The sequence below is a fragment of the Halomonas sp. SSL-5 genome (assembly GCF_030708455.1).
In the GTDB taxonomy this organism is placed as follows: domain Bacteria; phylum Pseudomonadota; class Gammaproteobacteria; order Pseudomonadales; family Halomonadaceae; genus Halomonas.
On the sequence record NZ_JAUYWF010000001.1, the window covers coordinates 39,336 to 62,244 of the forward strand.

Annotated in this window: 21 protein-coding genes; 15 read left to right on the top strand and 6 right to left on the bottom strand. The window is 66.2% G+C overall.

The window, feature by feature from the left end; genetic code table 11:
• From RAN53_RS00185 to RAN53_RS00220, 8 genes are all read left to right on the top strand, one after another.
• Nucleotides 1-201 (top strand): hypothetical protein, encoded by a 201-nt coding sequence (locus RAN53_RS00185; protein WP_305794796.1) that lies wholly within the window; start codon nt 1-3, stop codon nt 199-201.
• A 70-nt stretch (nt 202-271) separates the two neighbouring features.
• Complete coding sequence (locus RAN53_RS00190; protein WP_305794797.1) at nt 272-649, top strand: c-type cytochrome; 378 nt, start codon at nt 272-274, stop codon at nt 647-649.
• A gap of 4 nt (nt 650-653) precedes the next feature.
• Entirely contained in the window at nt 654-1,199 is a 546-nt protein-coding gene (locus RAN53_RS00195) for a hypothetical protein (RefSeq protein WP_305794798.1), read from the top strand.
• 32 nt (nt 1,200-1,231) lie between these two features.
• On the top strand, nt 1,232-2,782 hold the full coding sequence (locus RAN53_RS00200; RefSeq protein ID WP_305794799.1) for an FAD-binding oxidoreductase: 1,551 nt from the start codon (nt 1,232-1,234) through the stop codon (nt 2,780-2,782).
• Nucleotides 2,783-2,882: 100 nt separating this feature from the next.
• Entirely contained in the window at nt 2,883-3,863 is a 981-nt protein-coding gene (locus RAN53_RS00205) for an MBL fold metallo-hydrolase (protein WP_305794800.1), read from the top strand.
• Between the two features lie 72 nt (nt 3,864-3,935).
• Nucleotides 3,936-5,402 carry an aldehyde dehydrogenase family protein gene (locus tag RAN53_RS00210; protein WP_305794801.1) on the top strand — a complete coding sequence of 489 codons (1,467 nt, stop codon included), beginning with the start codon at nt 3,936-3,938 and terminating at the stop codon, nt 5,400-5,402.
• Nucleotides 5,403-5,483: 81 nt separating this feature from the next.
• Nucleotides 5,484-6,410 carry a transporter gene (locus RAN53_RS00215; RefSeq protein WP_305794802.1) on the top strand — a complete coding sequence of 309 codons (927 nt, stop codon included), beginning with the start codon at nt 5,484-5,486 and terminating at the stop codon, nt 6,408-6,410.
• Between the two features lie 118 nt (nt 6,411-6,528).
• On the top strand, nt 6,529-7,620 hold the full coding sequence (locus tag RAN53_RS00220) for an NAD(P)-dependent alcohol dehydrogenase (RefSeq protein ID WP_305794803.1): 1,092 nt from the start codon (nt 6,529-6,531) through the stop codon (nt 7,618-7,620).
• A gap of 54 nt (nt 7,621-7,674) precedes the next feature.
• Here the strand turns inward: RAN53_RS00220 and RAN53_RS00225 are convergent, their stop codons facing one another.
• Nucleotides 7,675-8,580 (bottom strand): LysR family transcriptional regulator, encoded by a 906-nt coding sequence (locus RAN53_RS00225; RefSeq protein ID WP_305794804.1) that lies wholly within the window; start codon nt 8,578-8,580, stop codon nt 7,675-7,677.
• Between the two features lie 157 nt (nt 8,581-8,737).
• Between RAN53_RS00225 and salA the strand changes: the two genes are divergently transcribed.
• Nucleotides 8,738-10,057, top strand: a complete 1,320-nt coding sequence (gene salA, locus RAN53_RS00230; RefSeq protein WP_305794805.1) for a salicylate 1-monooxygenase — start codon at nt 8,738-8,740, stop codon at nt 10,055-10,057.
• Between the two features lie 85 nt (nt 10,058-10,142).
• Here the strand turns inward: salA and RAN53_RS00235 are convergent, their stop codons facing one another.
• Complete coding sequence (locus RAN53_RS00235; RefSeq protein ID WP_305794806.1) at nt 10,143-10,613, bottom strand: MarR family winged helix-turn-helix transcriptional regulator; 471 nt, start codon at nt 10,611-10,613, stop codon at nt 10,143-10,145.
• 112 nt (nt 10,614-10,725) lie between these two features.
• A complete protein-coding gene (locus RAN53_RS00240) occupies nt 10,726-11,958 on the bottom strand; it encodes a CynX/NimT family MFS transporter (RefSeq protein ID WP_305794807.1) in 1,233 nt (410 codons plus the stop codon).
• A gap of 303 nt (nt 11,959-12,261) precedes the next feature.
• Here RAN53_RS00240 and RAN53_RS00245 point away from each other — a divergent pair, with 303 nt between their 5' ends.
• The 4 genes from RAN53_RS00245 (at nt 12,262) to RAN53_RS00260 (ending at nt 17,280) form a co-directional block, all read left to right on the top strand.
• A complete protein-coding gene (locus tag RAN53_RS00245) occupies nt 12,262-14,151 on the top strand; it encodes an FAD-dependent monooxygenase (protein ID WP_305794808.1) in 1,890 nt (629 codons plus the stop codon).
• 285 nt (nt 14,152-14,436) lie between these two features.
• Nucleotides 14,437-15,468: a TRAP transporter substrate-binding protein gene (locus RAN53_RS00250; RefSeq protein WP_305794809.1), complete on the top strand. Its 1,032-nt coding sequence runs from the start codon at nt 14,437-14,439 to the stop codon at nt 15,466-15,468.
• 5 nt (nt 15,469-15,473) lie between these two features.
• Nucleotides 15,474-16,001: a TRAP transporter small permease gene (locus RAN53_RS00255; RefSeq protein ID WP_305794810.1), complete on the top strand. Its 528-nt coding sequence runs from the start codon at nt 15,474-15,476 to the stop codon at nt 15,999-16,001.
• On the top strand, nt 15,991-17,280 hold the full coding sequence (locus RAN53_RS00260; protein ID WP_305794811.1) for a TRAP transporter large permease: 1,290 nt from the start codon (nt 15,991-15,993) through the stop codon (nt 17,278-17,280). Before RAN53_RS00255 ends, RAN53_RS00260 begins: the two co-directional genes overlap by 11 nt.
• 68 nt (nt 17,281-17,348) lie before the next feature.
• Here the strand turns inward: RAN53_RS00260 and RAN53_RS00265 are convergent, their stop codons facing one another.
• Nucleotides 17,349-18,242, bottom strand: coding sequence for a helix-turn-helix domain-containing protein (locus tag RAN53_RS00265; protein ID WP_305794812.1), 894 nt, complete (start codon nt 18,240-18,242; stop codon nt 17,349-17,351).
• A 175-nt stretch (nt 18,243-18,417) separates the two neighbouring features.
• On the opposite strand from RAN53_RS00265, the gene pobA reads away from it, so the two are divergent.
• Nucleotides 18,418-19,602: a 4-hydroxybenzoate 3-monooxygenase gene (gene pobA, locus RAN53_RS00270; RefSeq protein ID WP_305794813.1), complete on the top strand. Its 1,185-nt coding sequence runs from the start codon at nt 18,418-18,420 to the stop codon at nt 19,600-19,602.
• An 18-nt stretch (nt 19,603-19,620) separates the two neighbouring features.
• On the opposite strand, the gene RAN53_RS00275 is transcribed toward pobA, so the two are convergent.
• A complete protein-coding gene (locus RAN53_RS00275) occupies nt 19,621-20,841 on the bottom strand; it encodes a benzoate/H(+) symporter BenE family transporter (protein WP_305794814.1) in 1,221 nt (406 codons plus the stop codon).
• Nucleotides 20,842-21,004: 163 nt separating this feature from the next.
• On the opposite strand from RAN53_RS00275, the gene RAN53_RS00280 reads away from it, so the two are divergent.
• Entirely contained in the window at nt 21,005-21,895 is an 891-nt protein-coding gene (locus tag RAN53_RS00280; protein WP_305794815.1) for a LysR family transcriptional regulator, read from the top strand.
• Between the two features lie 15 nt (nt 21,896-21,910).
• On the opposite strand, the gene RAN53_RS00285 is transcribed toward RAN53_RS00280, so the two are convergent.
• A complete protein-coding gene (locus tag RAN53_RS00285) occupies nt 21,911-22,813 on the bottom strand; it encodes a LysR family transcriptional regulator (RefSeq protein ID WP_305794816.1) in 903 nt (300 codons plus the stop codon).
• Nucleotides 22,814-22,909 lie beyond the last annotated feature (96 nt).

Below are 22,909 nucleotides of genomic sequence, written 5' to 3' on the forward strand. Positions count from 1 at the left end.
ATGCTGAGTGTGAAGGTGACGCCCAGGATGATGATTTGCGCAGGAGTGATGAAATGGTTAACCGATTTTAGCGAACGCGTGTTCGTATCGCGAACTGAAATGCTTGAAGGCTCTCCTAGTGCCCTGAATAACTGGGTTTTTTCAGTTCCGGCACGCTTCTTGACAGGTAAATGGGGCAGGTGTCCGTTGCTAAGCTATTGATTATACTAAGGTCTAACGAGCCGGATTCCTTCGACGACAGCCCATGACGACCAGACGGGTGACATTGACCATGCAAAACACAACAACGGTGCCTTCCCGGCACCTCCCCTCACGCACCCTCGGGGCGCTGGCCCTGTTCGGTGCCCTGCTGCTGCCCCCGGTGGCGGCCAACGCTTCGGAAACCCGCGAGCCCGACGAGGTCTACCGGCAGGTCTGCGCTCACTGCCATGCCCCGGACAAGGCCGTGGGACCCGAGATCACCATCGCCTTTCCCGAGGCAGCCTGGGAAGCGCGTGGCAACTACATCCGCAATACGGTGCGCCACGGCCGGGCCGCCATGCCGGCCTTTCGTACGGCCAAGATCAGCGATGCCGAGCTCGACGGGCTGATCCAGGCGCTGGTCAGCGGCGAGCTGGATGACGCACCCGCCGCGACCGGCGAGGAGTAGTGCCATGAACCTGACGCGTCGACAACTCATGAAGAATAGCCTGCTGCTGGGGGCCGCCATGCCGCTCTCCCTGGGGGCCGCCTGGGCCGCCGACAGCGGGTTCGCCGATGCCCCGGTGCACGGCCCGATCCGCCTCTATGGCGCCGATCGCTCCACCACCGAGCTGGGGCTGGGGCTGCGCCAGCAGGGCTGGGCCCCCAGCTATGAAGGGCGTCTCGATCCGCTGGCGCTGAATGCCCAGCCCGCCGGCACCCTGGCGGCTGGCTTTACCGACGAGGCGGGTCTGGTGCTGCTGACCAGTCTGCTGGCCGGTCGCGGCCGCGTGCTGGCGCTGGGCCGCCACGAGGCGGGACACCACCAGCTGCTGAGTCATCGCGGGCCGTTGGCGGCACCGCTGGCGGCAGAGGCGGGCAGCTGGCAGGCCGCGCTGGGGCGGGAATATGCCCGCCTGGCGTTGGCGGCGGGTAGCGCACGCCAGACCCGGGATGTCAGGCGTCCGGCCAGCGAGGCCACCGACGCCACCGAGCTTAGCTTCCTGGTTCGGCTGTAAGCCCCCGAACACAACAATCGAGAGACGACTCCATGAGCACTACACAGCGCATTCTTCCCAAGGGCGTGTCCGAGGCAGATTTCGACGCGGCCCTCGCCCGTTTCCGCGAGATCCTCGGGGCCGATAGCGTCCTGACCGAGAGCGACCAGCTGGCGGCCTACAGCAAGATCATGATGGCCGGCGATGACGCGGACTACATCCCCTCCGCGGCCCTGCTGCCTACTACTACCGAGCATGTGCAGGAGATCGTGCGCACCTGCAACCAGTACAAGGTGCCGATCTGGACCATCTCCACCGGCAAGAACCTGGGCTATGGTTCCGCCGCCCCCGGCGAGACCGGCCAGGTGATGCTCGACATGCACCGCATGAACCAGATTCTCGATGTGGACCCGGAGGTGTGCACGGCGCTGCTCGAGCCCGGGGTGACCTACCAGCAGCTCTACGACTACATCAAGGAGAACGACCTCAAGCTGTGGTTGGATCCGCCGGCCCCCTCGGCCATTGCCGGACCGGTGGGCAATACCCTGGACCGTGGCGTGGGCTATACCCCCTATGGCGAGCACTTCATGTTCCAGTGCGGCATGGAGGTGGTGCTGGCCAATGGCGAGGTGATTCGTACCGGCATGGGGGGCATCGAGAACTCCAGCTCCTGGCAGGTCTTCAAGTGGGGCTACGGTCCCTATATCGACGGCCTCTTCACCCAGTCCAACTTCGGCATCGTCACCAAGATGGGGCTGTGGTTGATGCCGGAGCCGCCGGCCTATCGTCCCTTCATCATCCAGTACCAGGACCCCGAGGACATCGAGGAGATCGTCGATGTGCTGCGGCCGCTGCGTATCGCCCAGATCATCCCCAATGCCGTGGTGATCGTGCACACCCTCTGGGATGCCGGCACCCACGTGGTGCGCAAGGACTACTACGACGGCAAGGAGTCCATTCCCCGCGAGGCCATCGAGCGCATCAAGGCCGATGAAGGTATCGGCGAGTGGAACGTCTATGCGGCCCTCTACGGCACCCCGGAGCAGATCGAGGTCAACTGGAACATCATCGAGCAGGCCTTCGGCGCCAGCGGCAAGGCCAAGATCATGTACGGCGAGGAGGCCGAGCAGCGCGGCGGCGGCTTCGAGTATCGCTCGGCGCTGATGAAGGGTGACATGAACCTTCAGGAGTTCGGCCTCTACAACTGGCGTGGGGGCGGTGGCTCCATGTGGTTCGCCCCGGTCTCCCAGGCCAAGGGCAGCGAGACCAAGGACCAGACCGAGCTGGCCCAGCAGATCCTCGGCAAGTACGGCTTCGACTATGTCGCCGAGTACATCGTCGGCTGGCGCGACATGCACCACGTCATCGACCTGCTCTACAACCGCCAGGACCCGGAAGAGACGAAGCGCGCCCACGACTGCTTCGCCGAGCTGATCGACGAGTTCGCCAAGCGCGGCTATGGCCTCTACCGCACCAACACCGAGTTCATGGAGCAGGTCGCCGGCACCTTCGGCGAACCGCTGCGCGAGGTGCACAAGACGCTGAAGAATGCCCTGGATCCCAACGGCATCCTGTCGCCCGGCAAGTCCGGCATCCGCTCCTGACGGCTGCACGATGGCAGACAGCGGGCCGCGCCGCTCCGGTGCGGCCTCTACAGAACAATGCGCAGCCTACAGGCTGCATGAATGCAGATGAGTAACCGCCATGTCCCTTGCCCTTAAGCCCCTGGCATCACTGGCTCTGATCGGTCTGTTGACTGCCCAGTCCTTGCAGGCGGCAGAGCCGACAGAACCGACCAGCACAGATCGGGAAAGCAGCAACACCACCGTGGTGATGCTGGGCACCGGTACACCAATTCTTAAGCACGATAGGGCAGGTCAGGCCATCCTGGTGGTGGTCGACAAGGAGATGTACCTGTTCGATGCCGGTCCCGGCTTCGTCAAACACTTCGATGCGCTGTCCGGCAAGGACTTCATGCCGGAAGACATCTACTTCAGTAATGACTCCGTCTATGGCGAGATGAACAAGGTATTCATCACGCACCTCGACTCCGACCACGTGCTCGGCCTGCCCGAGCTGATGCTCCGGCCCTGGATCATGGGACGCAGCGAACCGCTGAAGGTGGTCGGCCCCCGGGGTACCGAGGCGATGACGACCAATATCCTGGAGGCCTATGTCGACGACCTCGACCATCGCCTGTATGGCACCCAGCCGGCCAACCCGGATGGCTTCAAGGTCTCGGTGTCCGAGATCGACGATACCCAGGTGGTGCACCGGGACGACAAGGTGACCATCACCGCCTTCAAGGTGCCGCATGGCAGCTGGGAGGAGGGCATGGCGTTCGGCTACCGGGTGGAAACGCCGGAGAAGACGGTCGTGATCAGCGGTGATACTCGTTACGACGAGTCTCTCTACGAGCACTTCCGGGGCGCCGATATCCTCATTCATGAGGTGATGAGCGAGGTTGGCGTGAGCCAGCAGACCCAGGACTGGCAGGATTATATGTACCACGCCCATACCAGTACCCAGCAGCTGGCGGAAATCGGCCGGGAGATCGAGCCGGAGCTGCTGGTGATGACCCATCCACTGTTCATTGGTCAGAGCGACGAGCAGCTACGTGACGAGATGGCCGGCTATTACGACGGCAACTTCGTGTTGGCGAGTGACCTAGACATCTACGAATGATGTCCCGATCCGATTCGAGAATGTCGCGATGAGCGACCTGCCTCATCGCTGATTTTCAGGAGGAACATAGAGATGACTAAGCGTTATACCGACTTCCATCTGCAGCCCATCGCCGGCGAGTGGCGCGAGGGGTCGAGCGAGCGCCGCACCCGCGTGACCAACCCCTATGATGGCAGCGAGCTGCTCGATATCCGCCTGGCGGATAGCCACGACCTGGATGCCGCCTTCCTGGCGGCCGAGAAGGCCCAGGCCGAGTGGGCGGCGATCCCGCCGGCCGAGCGCAGCGCCGTGCTGCAGCGGGCGGTTGAGATCTTCGATGCCCGCAAGGAGGAGATCATCGACTGGCTGATCCGCGAGTCGGGCAGTACCCGCCTCAAGGCTAATGTCGAGTGGGGCGCGGCCCGCGGCATCACCCTGGAGGCCGCCAGCATGCCGGGGAGAGTGCACGGCATGACGCTCGCTTCCAACGTGCCGGGCAAGGAGAACCGCGTCTATCGCAAGCCGCTGGGCGTGGTGGGGGTGATCAGCCCCTGGAACTTCCCGCTGCACCTTTCCCAGCGCTCCGTCGCTCCGGCGCTGGCGCTGGGCAACGCCGTGGTGATCAAGCCGGCCAGCGACACCCCGGTCACCGGCGGCCTGCTGCTGGCGAAGGTCTTCGAGGAGGCCGGCCTGCCTAGTGGGCTGCTCAGCGTGGTGGTGGGCGCCGGCAGCGAGATCGGCGACGCCTTCGTCGAGCATCGCGTGCCTCGCATGATCTCCTTCACCGGCTCGACCCCGGTGGGACGGCGTATCGGCGCCATCTGCAGCGGCGGCGAGCATATCAAGAAGGTGGCGCTGGAGCTGGGTGGCAACAGCCCCTTCGTGGTGCTGGATGACGCCGACCTCGACCAGGCCGTCAATGCCGCGGCGATGGGCAAGTTCCTGCACCAGGGCCAGATCTGCATGGCGGTGAACCGCATCATCGTCGATGCCTCGCGCTACGACGAGTTCGCCGAGCGCTTCGTGGCGAAGGTCAAGGGGCTTGCGGTGGGTGACCCCGACGACATGGCCACCGTAGTGGGCCCGGTCATCAACGCCAAGCAGCGTGAGGGGCTCGAGGTGAAGATCGCCACCGCCAAGCAGGAGGGCGCGACCGTGCTGCTCGATGGCGAGATCGACGGCCAACTGGTGCCGCCCCATGTGTTCGGCGATGTGACTCCCGACATGGAGATCAGCCGCGAGGAGATCTTCGGCCCGCTGGTGGGCATCCAGAAGGCCCGCGATGAGGCGCATGCCCTGGAACTGGCCAACGGCACCGAGTATGGCCTCTCCAGCGCCGTGTTCAGCGGTGACCTGGCGCGAGGCGCTCGCTTCGCCCAGGCCATCAAGGCCGGCATGACCCATGTGAACGACATGCCGGTCAACGACGAGGCCCACGTGCCCTTCGGCGGCGAGAAGAACTCCGGCCTGGGGCGCTTCAATGGCGACTGGGCGATCGAGGAGTTCACCACCGACCACTGGATCAGCGTGCAGCACACGCCCCGTGGCTACCCCTTCTAAGCACGACCGCCGCCCTGCCACCCTTACCGGATGGGTGGCAGGGCGCGACAACATCAGTGACAACAACAGAGACAACTCACAATGACCTTCAATCCTGAACTCAGGAATCACGGCATCTGGCTGGCGCTCCTGCTGGGTGCCGGCCTGGCCGCCACCCCGGCACTCGCCGTCAACGGCCACTATGTGCCGGGCATCGAGGGGCTGAGCGCCGCCGCCGCACCGCCCGAGGGCCTCTACTACCGCGCCTACCTAATGCGCTACGACATCGACAGCTTCCGTGATGCCAAGGGTGATGCTGCGCCCGGCAGCAACACCGGCTCGGTCAACGCCCTGGCCCATCGTTTCATCTGGATGACCGGCAAGACGTTCCTCGGGGCCGACTATGGTGTCGAGGCCATCATCCCGATGCTCGATGTCGAGCTCGACCTCGATGTCGCCGGCCAGAGCTTCGACGACTACGGCCTCGGCGATGTGTTCGTGGGCCCGGTGATCCTGGGCTGGCACGGCGAGCAGTGGGACGCCACCTTCGCCGCCGGCCACTGGTTCGATACCGCCGACTTCGATGCCGACAACCTGGCCTCGGTGGGCAAGGGCTATGGCTCCACCATGCTGACCCTGGGGGGCATGTGGCACCTCGATGCCGACAAGACCTGGAACGTCTCGGCGCTGTCGCGCTACGAGATCAAGACCGAGCAGGACGACACCGGCATCACGCCGGGGGACAGCTGGCTGGTGGAGTGGGGCCTCGGCCATCGCCTGCAAAACGGCCTGGAGCTCGGTCTGGTGGGCTACGATGCCTGGCAGCTCGAGGCCGATGACGGCGCGGCGACCGGCGCCAAGGCCGAGCGTCACGCCATCGGTGCCGAGGCGGGCTACCTCTGGCCCATGGCCGGGGTGATGCTCAAGGGCGCCGTCTACCACGAGTACGATGCCGAAGGCGGTGCGCTGAAGAAGGGCCTCGAGAGCGAGGGCGACGCCATCCGCCTGCAGTTGACCAAATTTCTGTGAGCCTACCCCGGCCGCCAACGGGTGGCGGTCGGGGTCATCACCGGAGCGCTACCGACCCCGCTCGACCTTCGGCCGAGCGGGGACTTCTATGAAGGGCAGTCGATAAAGGAGAGTACCCATGCAGATTCAAGCGGCCGTGACCCTGGCGCAGGGCAGCGATTTCGAGTGGCAGGCGGTCGAGCTGGCCGACCCCGCCCTGGGCGAGATCCGCGTGCGCATCGTGGCTACCGGGGTGTGCCACACCGATGCCGTGGCCCGGGACCTGGGCATTGCACCCTTTCCCATCGTGCTGGGCCACGAGGGCGCCGGGGTGGTGGAGGCCCTCGGCGAGGGGGTGAGCGGTCTCGAGGTGGGCGACCACGTGGTGCTGTCGTTTGCCCACTGCGGCGGCTGCGGCCATTGCCTGACCGGCCATCCTACCGTCTGCGATACCTTCAACGAGCTCAACTTCGGCGGCGCCATGGATGACGGCGGCCACCGCCTGGCCCGTGGCGACGAGTCACTGGCGACCTTCTTCGGCCAGTCATCGTTCGCCAGTCACGCCGTGGTCAGCGCCCGCAATGCGGTGAAGGTGGACCCCGAGGTGGAGCTGGCGCTGCTCGGCCCGCTGGGCTGTGGCATCCAGACCGGGGCCGGTACCGTGCTCAACCGCCTCAAGCCCGAGTTCGGGTCGAGCCTGGTGGTCTATGGCTGTGGCGCCGTGGGCCTCTCCGCCATCATGGCGGCGCGCATCGCCGGCTGCCACCAGATCATCGCGGTGGACGTCCACGGCAGCCGCCTCGAGCTGGCACTGGAGCTGGGCGCGACCCATACGATCAACGGCCAGCGCGAGGACACCGTCGAGCGGGTGCGCGAGATCACCGGCGGCGGCAGCCATTACGCGGTGGAAACCACCGGGGTGCCGGCGGTGGTGCGCCAGTCGCTGAACGCGTTGCGCCCGCTGGGCGTGTCGGCGATCGTCGGCGTGACCCCCGAGGTGACCCTGGACGTGCACCATGACTTGATGGCCGAGGGCAAGTCGATGATCGGGGTGATCGAGGGTGATTCCGTGCCGCGGGTGTTCATCCCGCAGCTGGTGGCCTACTACAAGGCGGGGCGCTTCCCCTTCGACCGGCTGGTCAAGTTCTATGCGCCGGAGCAGATCAACGAGGCCTTCGAGGACTCGAAGAACGGCACAACCGTCAAGCCGGTGCTGAAGATCGCCGACTGATCCTGGGCTTGGGCCGTCACGGGGGGCATCTGCCGGGGCAGCTGCCCCCTTCTTCTATTCGGAGAACATCGCGAAGAGCAGGCCGCGCAGCCAGCGGTTGCCGGTGTCGCGGTGGTAGCGTCGGTGCCAGAAGAGGTTGATGGGGATCTCGGGGAAGGGCAGGGGGTGTTCCTGCACCGCCAGCCCGAAGCGCTCCCGGGTCGCCTCGGCGAACTTGTCGGTCACCGTGACCACCAGGTCGCTCTCGCTGATGATATAGGGCACGGCGGCGAAGTGGGGCAGCTGCAGACGGACCGGGCGCTCGATGCCGGCCCGGGCGAGCTGCTCCTCGACGATGCCGTGCCCGGTGCCCTTCGCCACCACCACCGCGTGGGTGGCGGCCCGGAAATCGCTCATGTCGAAGTCGCCCCCTGCCAGGGGGTGGTCCCTGCGCATCAGGCAGACATAGCGCTGCACGAAGAGCCCCTGCTGGTAGAAGCCGGCGCCCAGCTGGGGGATCAGGCCGACGGCCAGGTCGATCCGCCCCTCCTCCATCTCCCGTTTCAGGTCCTCCTGATGGCTGCGCACCGTGCTGAGCCGGATGCCTGGGGCCTCTCTGGCGAGGTGTTCCAGCAGCCGCGGCAGGAAGACCATCTCGCCGATATCGGTCATGGCCAGCTGGAAGGTTCGCTCGCTGCTGACCGGCGCGAAGTCATCGCCCAGGTTGAGGGTGTCATGCAACCGGGCCAGCGCCTCGGCGATGCCGGGGTGAAGCTGGTCCGCCCGCGGCGTCGGCGAAAGCCCCCTGGAGGTGCGTTCGAAGAGCTCATCACCGAGCAGCTTGCGCAGGCGCTTGAGGGCGTGGCTGACGGCGGGCTGGGTCACCCCGAGCCGCTCGGCCACCCGCTGGGTGCTGCCCTCCCGGTAGAGCAGGTCGAAGACCACCAGCAGGTTCACGTCGATATCCGCCAGCCGCAACATGTCTCGTCTCGCCTAATTGACTGTATTCAAGATGATATTACTTTCATTTATTTAAAGTATGAAAGTGGCTGCGTTGTGTGAATACCGAAGGGACTCTAGCCTGCCTGTCATCACCCGATGCCATGACAAGAACCGCATCCCTGACGGAGAGCACCGCATGTCCACTCACACTCCCGCGTCCCCCACTGATTCTCGCCTGTCGATCGCCATCATCGGCGGCGGCATCGGTGGCGTGGCCTTCGCCGTGGCCCTGTCCCGCTTCCCCGACCTCGATGTGCAGCTCTTCGAGGCGGCACCGCAGTTCTCCGAGATCGGCGCCGGGGTCTCCTTCGGCCCCAACGCCGTGCGCGCCATCCAGCGGCTCGGCCTCGAGGACGCCTACCGTCGCATCGCCGACGCCTCGCCGGCGCCCTTCGAGGACGTCTGGTTCGAGTGGCGCCGTGGCAGCGACGACGGCTACCTGACCGCCAGCCTGGCGCCCGGCTGCGGGCAGTCCTCGGTGCATCGGGCGGACTTCCTGGACGCCATCGTCGCCAACCTGCCGGAGGGGATCGCGCATTTCGGCAAGCGCTGCGTCGAGGTCACCCAGGAGGGGGAGGGCGCCACCGCCCACTTCGCCGACGGGACGTCCTTCACCGCCGATATCGTGATCGGCTTCGACGGCATCAAGTCGGCGGTACGCGCCAATGTGCTGCCCGCCGAGACCCATGGTGAGATCGCTCCCTTCTGGAGCGGTACCTACGCCTATCGCGGCATGATCCCCACCGCCCAGTTGGAAGAGGCCCTGGAGGGCAAGGGCGCCGACCGGCGCCTGGCCCTGGTGCCCCAGATGTATCTGGGCCAGGACCGCCATATCCTGACCTTCCCGGTCAAGCAGTCGGAGCTGATCAACGTGGTGGCCTTCATCACCGACCGCTCCACCGCCGAGCCGCAGCTGCCCGAGGGGGAGGAGTGGGTCCAGGCCGTCTCCCAGCAGGAGATGCTGGAGGTCTTTGCCGGCTGGGGGGCGGCGTCCCGAGCCATCCTCGAGTGCATCCCCGAGCCGACCCGCTGGGCGCTGCACGAGCTGCCCGAGCTGCCGCGCTACCAACGCGGACGCGTGCTGCTGGTGGGCGACGCCGCCCATGCGCTGGTGCCCCACCAGGGCGCCGGGGCCGGCCAGGCGCTGGAGGACGCTTATGTGCTCGCCAGCCTGCTGGGCGATGAGGCCTGCCGGCGCGACAATGTCGAATCTGTGCTGGCGGCCTTCGAGGCGGTTCGTCATGGGCGCACCTGCAGGGTGCAGCGCACCTCCCACGAGGCGGGGAACGTCTACGAGTACGCCGGCGAAGGCATCGGCGACGACGAGGCGAAGCTGATCGAGAACCTCGAGACCCGCTTCGACTGGCTGTGGAACCACGATCCTCAGGATGACGTGGTGGCGGCTCGCCGGCTACTGGCCCGGGAGAACGTCGTGCCAGCGGCGGCTGTAGGCTGACGGCTGACAGTGGGAGAGACCGAATCCACAAGGCCCCGAGAGCACTGCTCTCGGGGCCTTGCCGATTGGGGGCTGGGGTGGCTGGTTAACCGGCGTTGCGTACCGGCACCCGACTCAGGTGGTTGTTCTCGTCGGCGATGCGCTGCAGGAGCTGGCAGAGCTGCTCGCGCTCCGCCTCGTCGAGGGGGGCGAGGATCTCCTCCTGAACCTCGGCGACGGCGGGATCGGCGGCGTGGCGCAGCTGCCGCCCGTCGTCGGTCAGGGTCACCAGCATCGAACGGCGGTCCTCGGGGTTGCGGCTGCGGGTCACCAGGCCGCGCTCCTCCAGCTTGCGTACCACCACTGCCACGGTGTTGCGGTCCAGGGCGGTATGGCCGCCCAGGGTGATCTGGTCGATGGACCCATGCTCCTCCAGCGCACAGAGGATGATGTACTGCAGCTGGGTCAGGTTGTAGGCCTCGCACTTGCGCAGGAAGATCGCCACGCTGATCTGGTGGCAGCGCCTGAGCAGATTGCCGGGCAGGGAGTTGGCCCGGTAGAGGGGGGAGCCGGTCATGTCGTCTGTCGTCTCGTGAGGTGAAGGAAGCGTCGTGGCCGCGGCGTCCGCCCTACCTTAGCAGGAGCGACAGCCTCGGGCATCGTCGGCGGGTGGCAGGGACAGCGGGCTGCTAGCGGGCGGTCGCACCGGCCGACGTCAGCGGCGGGGCGGCCAGCACCCGGGAGAGCCGGAAGGCCAACAGAATGCCCACCAGCGAGGCCGTGCCGGTGAGGGTCCAGGTCCAGTGCCAGCCGCCGGCCTGGGTGGCGACCCACGCCACCAGGGGCGGGCCGGCGAACTGGCCGAAGGCCGACCACTGCTGCATCCAGCCGATGGTGGTGGAGACGGTGTGCTCGCTGGGCGCCAGGCGCACTGCCAGGGTGAACAGGGCCCCCGGAATGACGCCGCTGACGGCGGAGAACATCAGCACGGCAGCGACGCGCAGGCCCGGCGCTTCGGCGGTCGCCTCGCCGAATGCCAGGAAAGTGCCCAGGGCCGCGAACACGAAGCCGAGCCGGAGTAGCGTGGTAGGGGCCATGCCACGCTGCATCAGCTGGCCGGAGCCCAGGTTGCCGATGATGTTGGCGGCGGCCACCAAGGCGGTCAGCGAACCGGCCAGCCCCTCGGCGATGCCTGCCTGCCGGTAGATGGTGGGCAGGAAGCCGATCACCGCCAGCCACTGGCTGGAGTACATGGCGAAGCAGAGGGCGACCAGCCAGGGCCCCGGGGAGCCCAGCGTCAGGCCCAGGCGTTGGCGCCAGCCCTCGTCGCCTGCGCCGGACGGGGGGCGGCTCCTGTCGCGGTGCCGGTCCGCCGGCACCCTGCAGCGCACCGCGACCAGGATCAGCAGCGTCCACCCGGCCAGTGTCCACCACCACCCCTGCCAGCCCAGCCAGGCGATCACCCAGGGCCCGGTCAGCAGGGCGGTGCCGACCCCTAGCCCCATGAAGCAGCTCCACAGGGCCATGGCGCGGTGGAGGCGCTCCACCGGTACCAGCTGGCGAAGCAGGGCAGGAGCCGAGAGCACCACCAGCAGGAATCCCAGCCCCTCCAGGGCGCGGCACACGAGCAGGAAGGCGGGTGTCTCGGCGAAGCCTCCCAGCAGGCTGGCGCCGGCCAGCAGGCCAAGGCCCAGGGTGATGCTGCGCCTCAGTCCCAGGGGGTCCGTCGACAGGCCCACGATCAGTCCCAGCGACATGCCGGCGAGCTGGACCAGCGAGACCAGGAAGCCGGCCTGGAGCAGGCTGATCTCGAGGCTGTCCTGGAGGATGGTCAGGGCCGGGGGCAGCTTGCCCACGTGCAGGGCAGCGGTGATGCCCGATAGCATGACTATCAGGCCGGGTGGCACGGCGAGGCGCGTCATGGGTGGCTCCTGAACAGGGGCGAATCATTGTGTGATTATGCTTAGGAGCCTAAATAGATGGCCGGTGCCTGGCCATCCCTGCTTTGGTCGAGAATGCCCTCCACCTGCGGCTCTCAGGGATCCAGTCTCAGGCCCTGGCAGGGGCGAATTTCCGGTTAGGGTTAGATGAAAGGCTAATAGTCAGTCGGTAATTTAATCACAATACTGATTAATATCGGCGTGGCAGTTTACCGCACCGAAAGCCTCGACCCCTGATCGATCCCTAACAACGATGACCCGTAGCACACGGGATGGAGCAAAATGATGCAGTACTTCCTCGACGGTTACCGCAGTGGCGACCCGCGGATCCAGCCCCTGGCCGAAGGACGCAGCGAACCACAGGGGCCGCTGCCGGAAGAGGTGGATGTGCTGATCGTCGGTACCGGCCCGGCGGGGCTGCTGCTGGCCGCGCAATTGTCGACCTTCCCGGATATCGTCACCCGCGTGGTGGAGAGGGCCGACGGGCCACTGGAAGTGGGGCGCGCTGACGGCATCGCCTGTCGCACCGTGGAGATGTTCGAGGCCTTCGGCCTGTCCGAGAAGCTGACCACCGAGGCCTACTGGATCAACGAGACCCACTTCTGGGGACCGACCCCCGGCGACAAGTCGCGAATCACCCGGCTCGGCCGCGTCCAGGACGTGCGTGACGGCCTCTCCGAGTTCCCCCATGTGATCGTCAACCAGGCCCGCCTGCTCGACTTCCTGCTGGAGTACATGCACGACTCTTCCAGCCGCCTGGGGGTCGATTACAGCCACGAGACCCTCGAGGTGAAGGTCCCCGAGAATCCCGACGAGCGCGTCACGGTGCGGCTCAATACCCCGGAGGGCGAGAAGAGCGTTCGTGCGAAGTACGTGGTCGGCTGCGACGGCGCCCACAGCGTGGTGCGCGACTCCATCGGCCGGGTGCCCCAGGGCCACGGCGAGGACAAGGCGTGGGGCGTGATGGACGTGTTGGCGGTGACCGACTTCCCGGACATCCGTTTCAAGTGCACCATCCAGTCCGCGGAGGCGGGCAACATTCTGCTGATCCCCCGCGAGGGCGGCTACATGGTTCGGTTGTACGTCGACATGGGTAACATCGCCCCGGACGCCTGGCTGACCAAGGAGGATGTGCTGGCGAAGGCCCAGGCGGTCCTGGCGCCGTACACCTTCGAGGTGAAGGAGACCGCCTGGTTCTCCGTCTACCGTGTCGGCCATCGGGTCACCGACAAGTTCGATGACGTCGACGACGACCAGCTGGAGAGCCGCACGCCGCGGGTCTTCATCGCCGGCGATGCCTGCCACACCCACACCGCCAAGGCCGGCCAGGGCATGAACGTGTCGATGCAGGACACCTTCAACCTGGGCTGGAAGCTGATCTCGGTGCTGGAGGGACGTAGCCCGGCGAGCCTGCTGCACACCTACAACGCCGAGCGTCACGTCATCGCCGAGAACCTGATCGAGATGGATACCCGTTGGTCCCGGGCGATCGGTGCCGCCCAGGACTCCGACGACCCCCAGGCCGCCATGAAGGGGCTGGCCGAGGTGCAGCGCCAGTTCGTCACCAACAGCGAGTTCACCGCGGGGTTCGCCACCCACTACACGCCGGACCTGCTGACCGGCGACGACAGCCACCTGCATCTGGCCACCGGCTTCCCGCCGGGGCGCCGCTTCCACTCCGCCGAGGTGATCCGGCTCGGCGATGCCAAGCAGGTCCATCTGGGGCACGTCCATCGCGCCGACGGCCGCTGGCGGCTCTACGCCTTCGCCGACATGGTCGACCCGAGGAGCCCGGGCTCACGCTTCAACGCCCTGATGGACTATCTGGCCAGCGACGCCTCGCCGATCCGCCGCTTCACCCCGCAAGGGGCCGACCCGGATGCCATCTTCGACGTCCACGGCATCATCCAGCAGTCGCACCTCGAGGTGGACTGGGTCGACATGCACGACGTCCTCAAGCCGCACAAGGGGGCCCTGGGCCTGCAGGACTACCAGAAGGCCCACGCACCGGTGCTGGGGACGGATCAAGACATCTTCGACCTGCGTGGCATCGACCGCGGCGCCGGCGCACTGGTGGTGGTGCGGCCGGACCAGTATGTCTCACTGGTACTTCCCCTCGACGGGTTCGATGAGCTGGACGAGTTCTTCTCCCGCTTCATGGTGCAGACGAGCTGAGCCGATCCCCGGTTCGTCGCCGGGGGCGCCGGGCGCCAGGGTATGAAATGTCGCGAAGGGATGTGCGAATCGTCCAACTGTAATGGCGGTTTGTCCTGATTGAGGCGTTTCCGATCACCCTGGCATGGCCGAGTCGCGGGCAGGCGCCCTATCCTAGACCAAGGTCCATTTTTCAGGAGAGGGAGGGTAGGGTAGCTTGCCTATATCCCGAACGTGAATTCGGGATGCGAACTTTCGATAAGTCCATACAGCTAAGCCCAAACAACAATGCCCCGGAGGACTCCCATGAAACGCGTCCTGACACGTTGCCTGCTGACCGCGTCCATCGCCGGCCTGACCGCCGCTTCTGCCGCCCAGGCCTCCACCACCCTGCGCATGGCGCATTTCTGGCCCGGTGCCTCGGGGGTCAACCAGGATGTCTTCGAGGCATGGGCGGCCACCCTCGAGGAGGAGTCCGGCGGTGAACTCAAGGTGGAAATGTTCCCCTCCGGCACCCTGGCCAAGCCGGACTCCCTCTACGAGGCGGCGGCCAACGGCATCGCCGACATCGGCGCCACCGCCCAGGGCTATACCGCCGGGCGCTTCCCGCTCTCGCAGATCGTCGAGCTTCCCGGGGTGGCAACCACCGCGACCCAGGGGGCCTGCGTGCTGCAGACCCTGTATGACGAGGGGCACCTGGAGAGCGAGTACGAGGACACCCGGCCGCTGTTCTTCTTCACTACCGGCCCGGGCGGCATCCATACCATCGATACCGATGTGCAGGTGCCGTCCGACCTCGAGGGGCTGCGTATCCGTCGGCCCACGGCGGTGGCGGGGGAAATGCTGGAGAACATGGGCGCCAGCCCCGTGGGCATGCCGGCGCCGGACATCTACACCTCCATGCAGCGCGGCGTGATCGACGGCCTGAGTTTCCCCTGGGAGGGCCTGAAGGGCTTCCGCATCAACGAACTGGTCGAGTACCACACCGAGGTGCCGTTCTACACCCTGATCTTCGTGGCCACCATGAACCAGCGTGCCTATGACGGCCTGAGCCCCGAGCAGCAGGCGGTGATCGACGCCAACTCCGGCATGCGGTGGGCCGGGAATGCCGGTGAGGTGTTCGATCGCCTGGATGTGGAAGGCAAGCAGGAGGCCAGGGACGCCGGCCACACCATCCGCGAGATCGAGAACCCCCTGGAACACCCGGACTGGCAGAAGCCGCTCCAGGATGGCATCGACAGCTACCTGGCCCAGCTCGAGGAGCGCGGACTGCCGGGCCGTGAGGTCTACGAGGCGGCACTCGCCGCCAGCGCGTCCTGCGCCGCCGACCAGGAGTAAGGGGAGTGCAGTTCACTCTGGAAAGGGCCAGCCACTGGCTGGCCCTTGTCTGTCGTATCGTGGCCGGCCTCGCCCTGGTGGCGCTGCTGGGCGTGACCATCGCCGATGTCGTCACCCGCTATCTCTACCGGCTCACCGAGGGGGCCATCGCCCTGCGTGTCTCCGGCAGCGTGGAGCTGGTCAGCTACCTGATGCTCTGTTCACTGCTGGCGGCCATGGCCGCCAACGTGGAGAAGAGCCAGGTGGTGGTGGAGGCCTTCTCTCATGGCCTGTCTCCGACCATCAAGAGCCGTCTGCACGGTGTCTACTTGCTGGGCTTTGCGGCACTCGGCCTGATTCTCTTCCTCGGCCTGCTGGACTCTGCCTCCGCGGCCGCACGCCACGGCGAGGTGACCCAGGACCTGCGGATGCCCATGGGGCCCATCTATTACGCCGCCGCCGTGCTCAGCCTGCTGCTGGGGCTGCGCAGCCTGCTGCATGCCGTGCTGAACGCCGTGTTCGCTGCCGATCAGGAGGCCACCCATGGGGAGTGAGATGATCGGTGCCATCGGCCTGGGCTCGCTGCTGCTGCTGATGGTGCTGCGGGTGCCGGTAGCGCTGGCCATGCTGGTCGTCGGGGTGGTGGGTTTCGCCCAGGTGATCAGCTGGGGCGCGGCCATCGCCCAGCTCAAGACCGTGCCGGTGGAGGTACTCTCCAACTACAGCTTCAGCGCCGTGCCGATGTTCATCCTGATGGGGGTGCTGGCGGCCCATTCGGGCATGGCCGGCAAGTTGTTCCACTCCACTCGGGTGATCTGCGGTGGCTGGAAGGGCGGCCTGGCGATCGCCGCGGTGGGTTCCTGCGGTATCTTCTCGGCGATCTCCGGTTCGTCGCTGGCCACCGCCAGTACCATGACCCGGGTCGCCCTGCCGGAGATGGAGCGCTATGGCTACAACCGGGGCCTGGCCACCGGGGCGCTGGCCGCCGGGGGGACGCTCGGCATCATGATCCCGCCCTCCATCGCGCTGCTGATCTATGCCATCCTCACCGAGCAGTCGGTGGGCGACATGTTCATGGCCGGCCTGGTGCCTGGCCTGCTGGGCCTGGTGATGTATGCGCTGACGGTCAGCGTGGTGATGCGCCTCAAGCCCTCGCTGGCCGTGGCCGGCGAGCCCACGGCGTGGAAACAGAAGCTGGCGTCATTGTCGGGGCTGATTCCCTTCTTCGCGGTCTTTCTGGTGATGATCCTGGGGATCTACTTCGGCGCCTTCACCCCCACCGAGGGGGCCAGCGTCGGCGCCTTCGCCACCCTGTTGTACGCCCTGGCCAAGGGCATGCGCGGGGCCGAGCTGTGGCGCAGCGTGCAGGAGACCCTGGCGCTCTCCAGCGTGGTGTTCTTCATGCTGGTGGGGGCCGAGACCCTGGGCTACTTCATCTCGGTGTCGCGGATCTCCTTCTCCATTACCGACGTCCTCTACGGCATGGAGCTCTCGCCCATGGTGGTGGTGCTGTGCATCCTGCTGCTCTACTTCGTGCTGGGGATGTTCATGGACGCCATCGCCATGCTGGTGATCACGGTGCCGGTGGTGTTCCCGATCATCCAGTCGCTGGGCATCGATCCGGTGTGGTTCGGCATCATCACCGTGCTGACCGTGGAGCTTGGCCTGATCACGCCGCCGGTGGGGATGAACGTCTTCGTGATCAAGGCGATGGCGCCTCATGTAGGGCTGGGCGAGATCTTCAAGGGGGTGGCGCCCTTTATCGTCTCGGACTTCCTGCGACTGGCACTGCTGATCGCCTTCCCGGTGCTGACCACGCTGTTCCTGCTCTGAGCCGCTTCTCGGCGGTTAACCGCGCCCCCGGCTCAGCGTCCCTGGCCGGGGGCGCTTGTGTATCAGTACTAAGCCTCCGGCTGACGTCGGCGGAAGTCCCGGGGGGCGAGACCGGTCAGCCGCTTGAAGAAGCGCGTGAAGTAGGCGGGTTCCGAGAATCCCAGGCTGTCGGCCACCTGGCCGACGGTCATGTTGGTATAGGTGAGCTGTCGCTTGGCCTCGAGCAGCAGGCGCTCATGCAGCAGCTGCAGGGCGCTGCGGTTGGCCAGGCGCCGGCAGAGCAGATTGAGGTGGGCGCTGGTCATGCCCAACTGCTCGGCGAATTTCTCGATGCTGGGCTGCTGACGAAACTGCTTCTCGATCAGTGCCTGGTAGTTCTGCAGGTGGGCCAGCCCGCGGTCCTGAGGATGCGGGAGCTTCGTGTTGCCGGCGGTGATTCGCTTGTCGGCGAGGCGGGAGATCTCGATAAACAACGCCTCGGTGAACGCTTCCAGGATGCGTTCGCGGCCGGGGGCGGGGGATCGATACTCGTCTCCCAACTGGTCCACCAGGGTCGCGATGCGCCGGGCAGGTCGGGCGGCATCCAGAGGGTAGGCAGTGGCCAGGGACATCGCCCCCGCCTGAGTACCCAGGCGCTCCTCAAGCCGTTCGGCCAGAGGGCTCGCCAGCGTGATGATATGGCCCTGGGTATCCGGCGAGAAGCGGAAGCCATGGATGCTCATGGCAGGCACCACGATGATCAGCGGGGCCTCATGGCAGCGTTGGCTGCCCTCCAGCTCCAGTCTGACGCGGCCGGCAGAGAGATGGAGCAGGTGCAGCAGGTCGGTATGGCGATGCGGGTGGATCTTCCAGTCGTGCAGCCGACTGCGCTCGGGGATCGACTCCCAGTGGAGCAGGTCCGGCGTCGGCCAGTGGTGCGTCTCGCCATACAGCTTGAAGACGGGAACGGCATTGGTGGACATGGGAGCTCCGGTGGGCCGTTTTCGACTAAAGTCGGCCGAGGATATTGGGATTATCCAGGTAACACTGCCAATATTGCCTTATTGCGGGAGGGATTTCAGTGAAAAATACAATCCACATGGCGAACAGATGTTCACCTTCTCCTCTTGCCCCTATAGATAACAATGGAGTCTCCCCATGAAGACACAGGTCGCGATCATCGGTGCCGGTCCCTCGGGCCTGCTGCTCGGCCAGCTGCTGAGCCGTCAGGGCATCGATAACATCATCCTCGAGCGCAAGTCCGGCGAGTACGTGCTGAGCCGCATCCGTGCCGGCGTGCTGGAGCAGGGCATGGTCGACCTGCTGCGCGAGGCGGGTGTCGACGAGCGCATGGATGCAGAGGGTGAGGTCCATGACGGCGTGGAACTGGCCCTGGACAACCGGCGCGTGCGGGTCGACCTCGCCGGGCTGACCGGTGGCAAGACCGTGATGGTCTACGGCCAGACCGAGGTGACCCGCGACCTGATGGAGGCCCGTGAGGCGACCGGTGGCACCACGATCTACGAGGCCGACAACGTCCAACCCCACGACCTCGAGAGCGACAGCCCCTATATCACCTTCGAGAAGGATGGCGAGACGCACCGTCTCGATTGCGACTATGTGGCCGGCTGTGATGGCTTCCACGGCGTGTCGCGCCAGTCGATTCCCGAGGGGCGCATCAAGGAGTTCGAGAAGGTCTATCCCTTCGGCTGGCTGGGCCTGCTCTCCGATACCCCGCCGGTCGCCGAGGAGCTGATCTATGCCCGCCACGAGCGTGGCTTCGCCCTGTGCAGCATGCGTTCATCGACCCGCAGCCGCTACTACATCCAGGTGGGCCTGGACGAGAAGGTCGAAGATTGGTCCGACGAGCGTTTCTGGGAGGAGCTCAAGCGGCGCATCCCCGATGAGGTGGCCGAGAAGCTGGTGACTGGCCCCTCCATCGAGAAGAGCATCGCGCCGCTGCGCAGCTTCGTGGTGGAGCCGATGCAGTACGGCCGCCTCTTCCTGGTGGGTGATGCCGCCCATATCGTGCCGCCCACCGGCGCCAAGGGACTCAACCTGGCGGCCAGCGACGTCAACACCCTCTATCGGCTGATGGTCAAGGTCTACCAGGAGGGGCGTACCGACCTGATCCCCAACTACTCCGAGACCTGCCTCAAGCGGATCTGGAAGGCCGAGCGCTTCTCGTGGTGGATGACCTCCATGCTGCACAAGTTCTCCGAGGAGGAGGACTTCGCCACCCGCATGCAGCAGGCCGAACTGGATTACGTGACCGGCTCCGAGGCGGGGCTGACCACCATCGCCGAGAACTATGTGGGGCTGCCCTACGAGTCCCTCGAGTAACGTAAACGCTTATCCGCATCACTTCGAGACCCGGGCCCGGATGGCCCGGGTCTCGTCGTCTCGGGGCTGGCCGGGGGCAAGTTGCCAGGGTCGGTGCAGCACCAGGTAGGCGGCACCACCGATCACCACGCCCCAGAAGGCCGAGCCCAGACCCAGGAAGGACATTCCGGAGGCAGTTGCCAGGAAGGTGAGCAGGGAGGCTTCACGGTGGTCGGTGGCGTTGATGGCCGCCTCGAGGTTGCTGCCGATGGCGCCCACCAGGGCGAGCCCAGCGAGCACCGCGATGAAGGTGCCGGGCAGGGCGGTGAACAGCGCCACGATGGTGCCGGCGAAGGTGCCGCCGATCAGGTAGAAGACGCCGTTGGCCACCCCGGCCACGTAACGTTTGTCGGGATCGGCATGGGCCTCCGGGCTGGTGCACAGTGCCGCGGTGATCGCCGCGATCACGGTGGTGATGCCGCCGAAGCAGGCGGTGGCCAGCGAGGTCAGGCCCGTCACGGTGATGATAGGGCGCGCCGGCGTGGTGTAGCCGGCGTTGCGCATGATCGCCATGCCCGGCAGGAACTGCCCGGTAAGGCTGACGATCAGCAGCGGGATGGCCAGGCTCAGGGTGGCGCTCCAGCTCCATTCCGGTGTGATCAGCGCCGGCATGGCCAGCGACAGGCTCACGCCCTCGAGGCTGGCGCCTTCCAGGCCCAGCGCGAGGATGACGCCGACCACGAGCAGCAGCACCAGGCAGTAGCGCGGAAAGAGCCGCTTGAGCACCAGGTAGGCGGTGATCATGCCGAGCGCCAGGGCCGGCGCCGATTCGATCGAGTGGAAGACCCCGACGCCGAACTGGAACAGGATGCCGGCCATCATGGCCCCGGCGATGCCGCGGGGGATGGCCTGCAGCAGCCGGTCGAAGCCGCCGCTGAGGCCGATCAGCAGCAGGATCACCGCCGCGGTGAGGTAGGCGCCGATGGCCTCGCCTAGGGTGATCTCGGGAAACAGCGTGACCAGCAGCACGGTGCCCGGCGCCGACCAGGCGGTCACCACCGGGACCTTCAACCACCAGCTGAGCCCGATGCCCGAGACCGCCGCGCCGATCGAGATTGCCCAGACCCAGGAGGTCATCATGGCCGATGAGATCTCGGCGCTCTGGGCGGCCTGGAAGAAGATGATCAGCGGGCCGGAATAGGAAACCAGCACCGCCAGGAAGCCGGCCGTGACGGCCGATAGGGAAAGGTCCTTGAGCATAGCGCTCTCCGGAGTGTCGTGGATGTCGGCATGCCGGCCAGCTGGCCACATGCGGGTCGGAGAGTAGCCTATTGGGCACGCTATCATTGATAAATAGCCTAGATGTGACAATACTATTCGCTAAATCTGAACAATTGCGGAGGTAGCCAGGGCGGCTCCGACCATGGATCGACTACAGGCAATGCAGCTGTTTACCCGGGTCGTGGAGCTGGGCAGCTTCACCCGGGCGGCGGAGCAGCTCGACATCTCCCGCGCCTCGGCCAGCACGGTGATCAAGCAGCTCGAGGCCCATCTGGGTGTGCGCCTGCTGCAGCGCACCACGCGGCAGGTGAGTCCGACGCTGGACGGTGACTCCTATTACCGGCACTGCGGCGAGATCCTGGCCCAGATCGACGAGGCCGAGAGCGTGCTCTCCCAGGCCGCCCACCAGCCGAAGGGGCGGCTGAAGGTCGACCTGCCGGTCTCGTTGGGCCGCCTGGTGGTGATGCCGGCATTGCCCGATTTTCACGCCCGCTTCCCGGATATCGTGCTGGAGTTCGGCAGCGGTGACCGCCGCGTCGACTTGGTGGGCGAGGGGGTGGATTGCGTGGTGCGCATCGGTGAACTCAAGGACTCCACCCTGGTAGCCCGCCCGTTGCCACCACTGCAGCAGGTGACCTGCGCCAGCGCCGAGTATGTGAAGCGCCACGGCCTGCCCCGTTCGCTGGACCAGTTGTCGGGCCATCGTTGTGTGGCGTACCTGTCGCCAACCACCGGGCGGCTGGATCCCTTGGCCTTTATCGTCGAGGGTCGCGAGCAGCCCCTGGACCTGCCCGCCGACCTGGCGGTCAACCATGGCGAGGCCTATGTGGCGGCCTGCGAGGCGGGGTTCGGCCTCATCCAGGTGCCGCGCTACCACGTCTCGCGCCAGCTCAAGGCGGGCACACTGGTCGAACTGCTGCCCGACTACCGCCTGCCGCCCCTGCCCATGACCATCCTCTATCCCCACCATCGTCACCTGACGCCGCGGCTGCGGGTGTTCATCGACTGGCTGGTGGCACAGTTCACGTCATGAGCGTCGTGAGGGGGCTCAGGGATAGCGACCGCGGCGGCGGTTCTCCACCAGCACCTCGAGGATGGCGTTGGCCTCCCGCATCACCGATGAGGGGGGCTCGCCGCGCCGGCGGCTGCAGATGACCGGGGTGGTGATGCTCCGGTCGGCGAGGTAGACGTAGCTGATGCCGTCGCGCTGCACGCGCTTGACCTGCTCGGGCACCAGGCTGATGCCGATGTCCGAGGCCACCAGGCCGAGTGCCGTCTGCAGTTCGTTGGCTTCCTGCACCACGTCCACCTTGAGCCCCTGCCGGCGGAAGAGCCCGAGCACCATGTCGGCCATGCTGGGGCGCGGCTTGGCGGGGAACAGGATCAGCGGATAGCGGGCCAGTTCCTCCAGGGTCGGGGTGGTGCCCTCCAGCGGGTGGCCCGCCGGCAGGGCGGCCAGCACCGGTTCGTCGAACAATACCTCCTGCTCCACGTCGGGGTCGTCTATCCTGAGACGACCGAAGCCCATGTCGATACGGCCCGCCTTCAGGGCCTGGATCTGCTGCACCGTGGTCAACTCCGCCAGGCCCAGCTCGACGTTATCCTTTTGTCGTAAGTCGCGGACCAGCAGCGGCAACTGCCCATAGAACACCGAGGGCACGAAGCCGATGCCGAACATGATGCGCTTGCTTCGGGCCATGCGTCGCGTGGACTCCAGGGTGGCGTCCACCTTCTCGAGTATCTGGATGGCGTGCTGCCGGAAGAACTGGCCGGTGGGGGTCAGGCGCAGGCCGCGGGAGCCCCGCTCGAACAGCTCGGCGCCCACTTCGTTCTCCAATTGCTTGATTTGTCTGGATAAAGGCGGTTGTGACATGTGCAGGCGCTCGGCGGCACAGGTCAGGTTCAGCTCTTCCGCGACCACACAGAAGTACCTGAGATGGCGCAATTCCATGATACCTCCTGGGTATGGCTGGACACCCAAACAATATTGGTTCGGTCTTCCACCTGCAATCAAACTGCCACGCAATCACCAGATCCCCTGACTTCG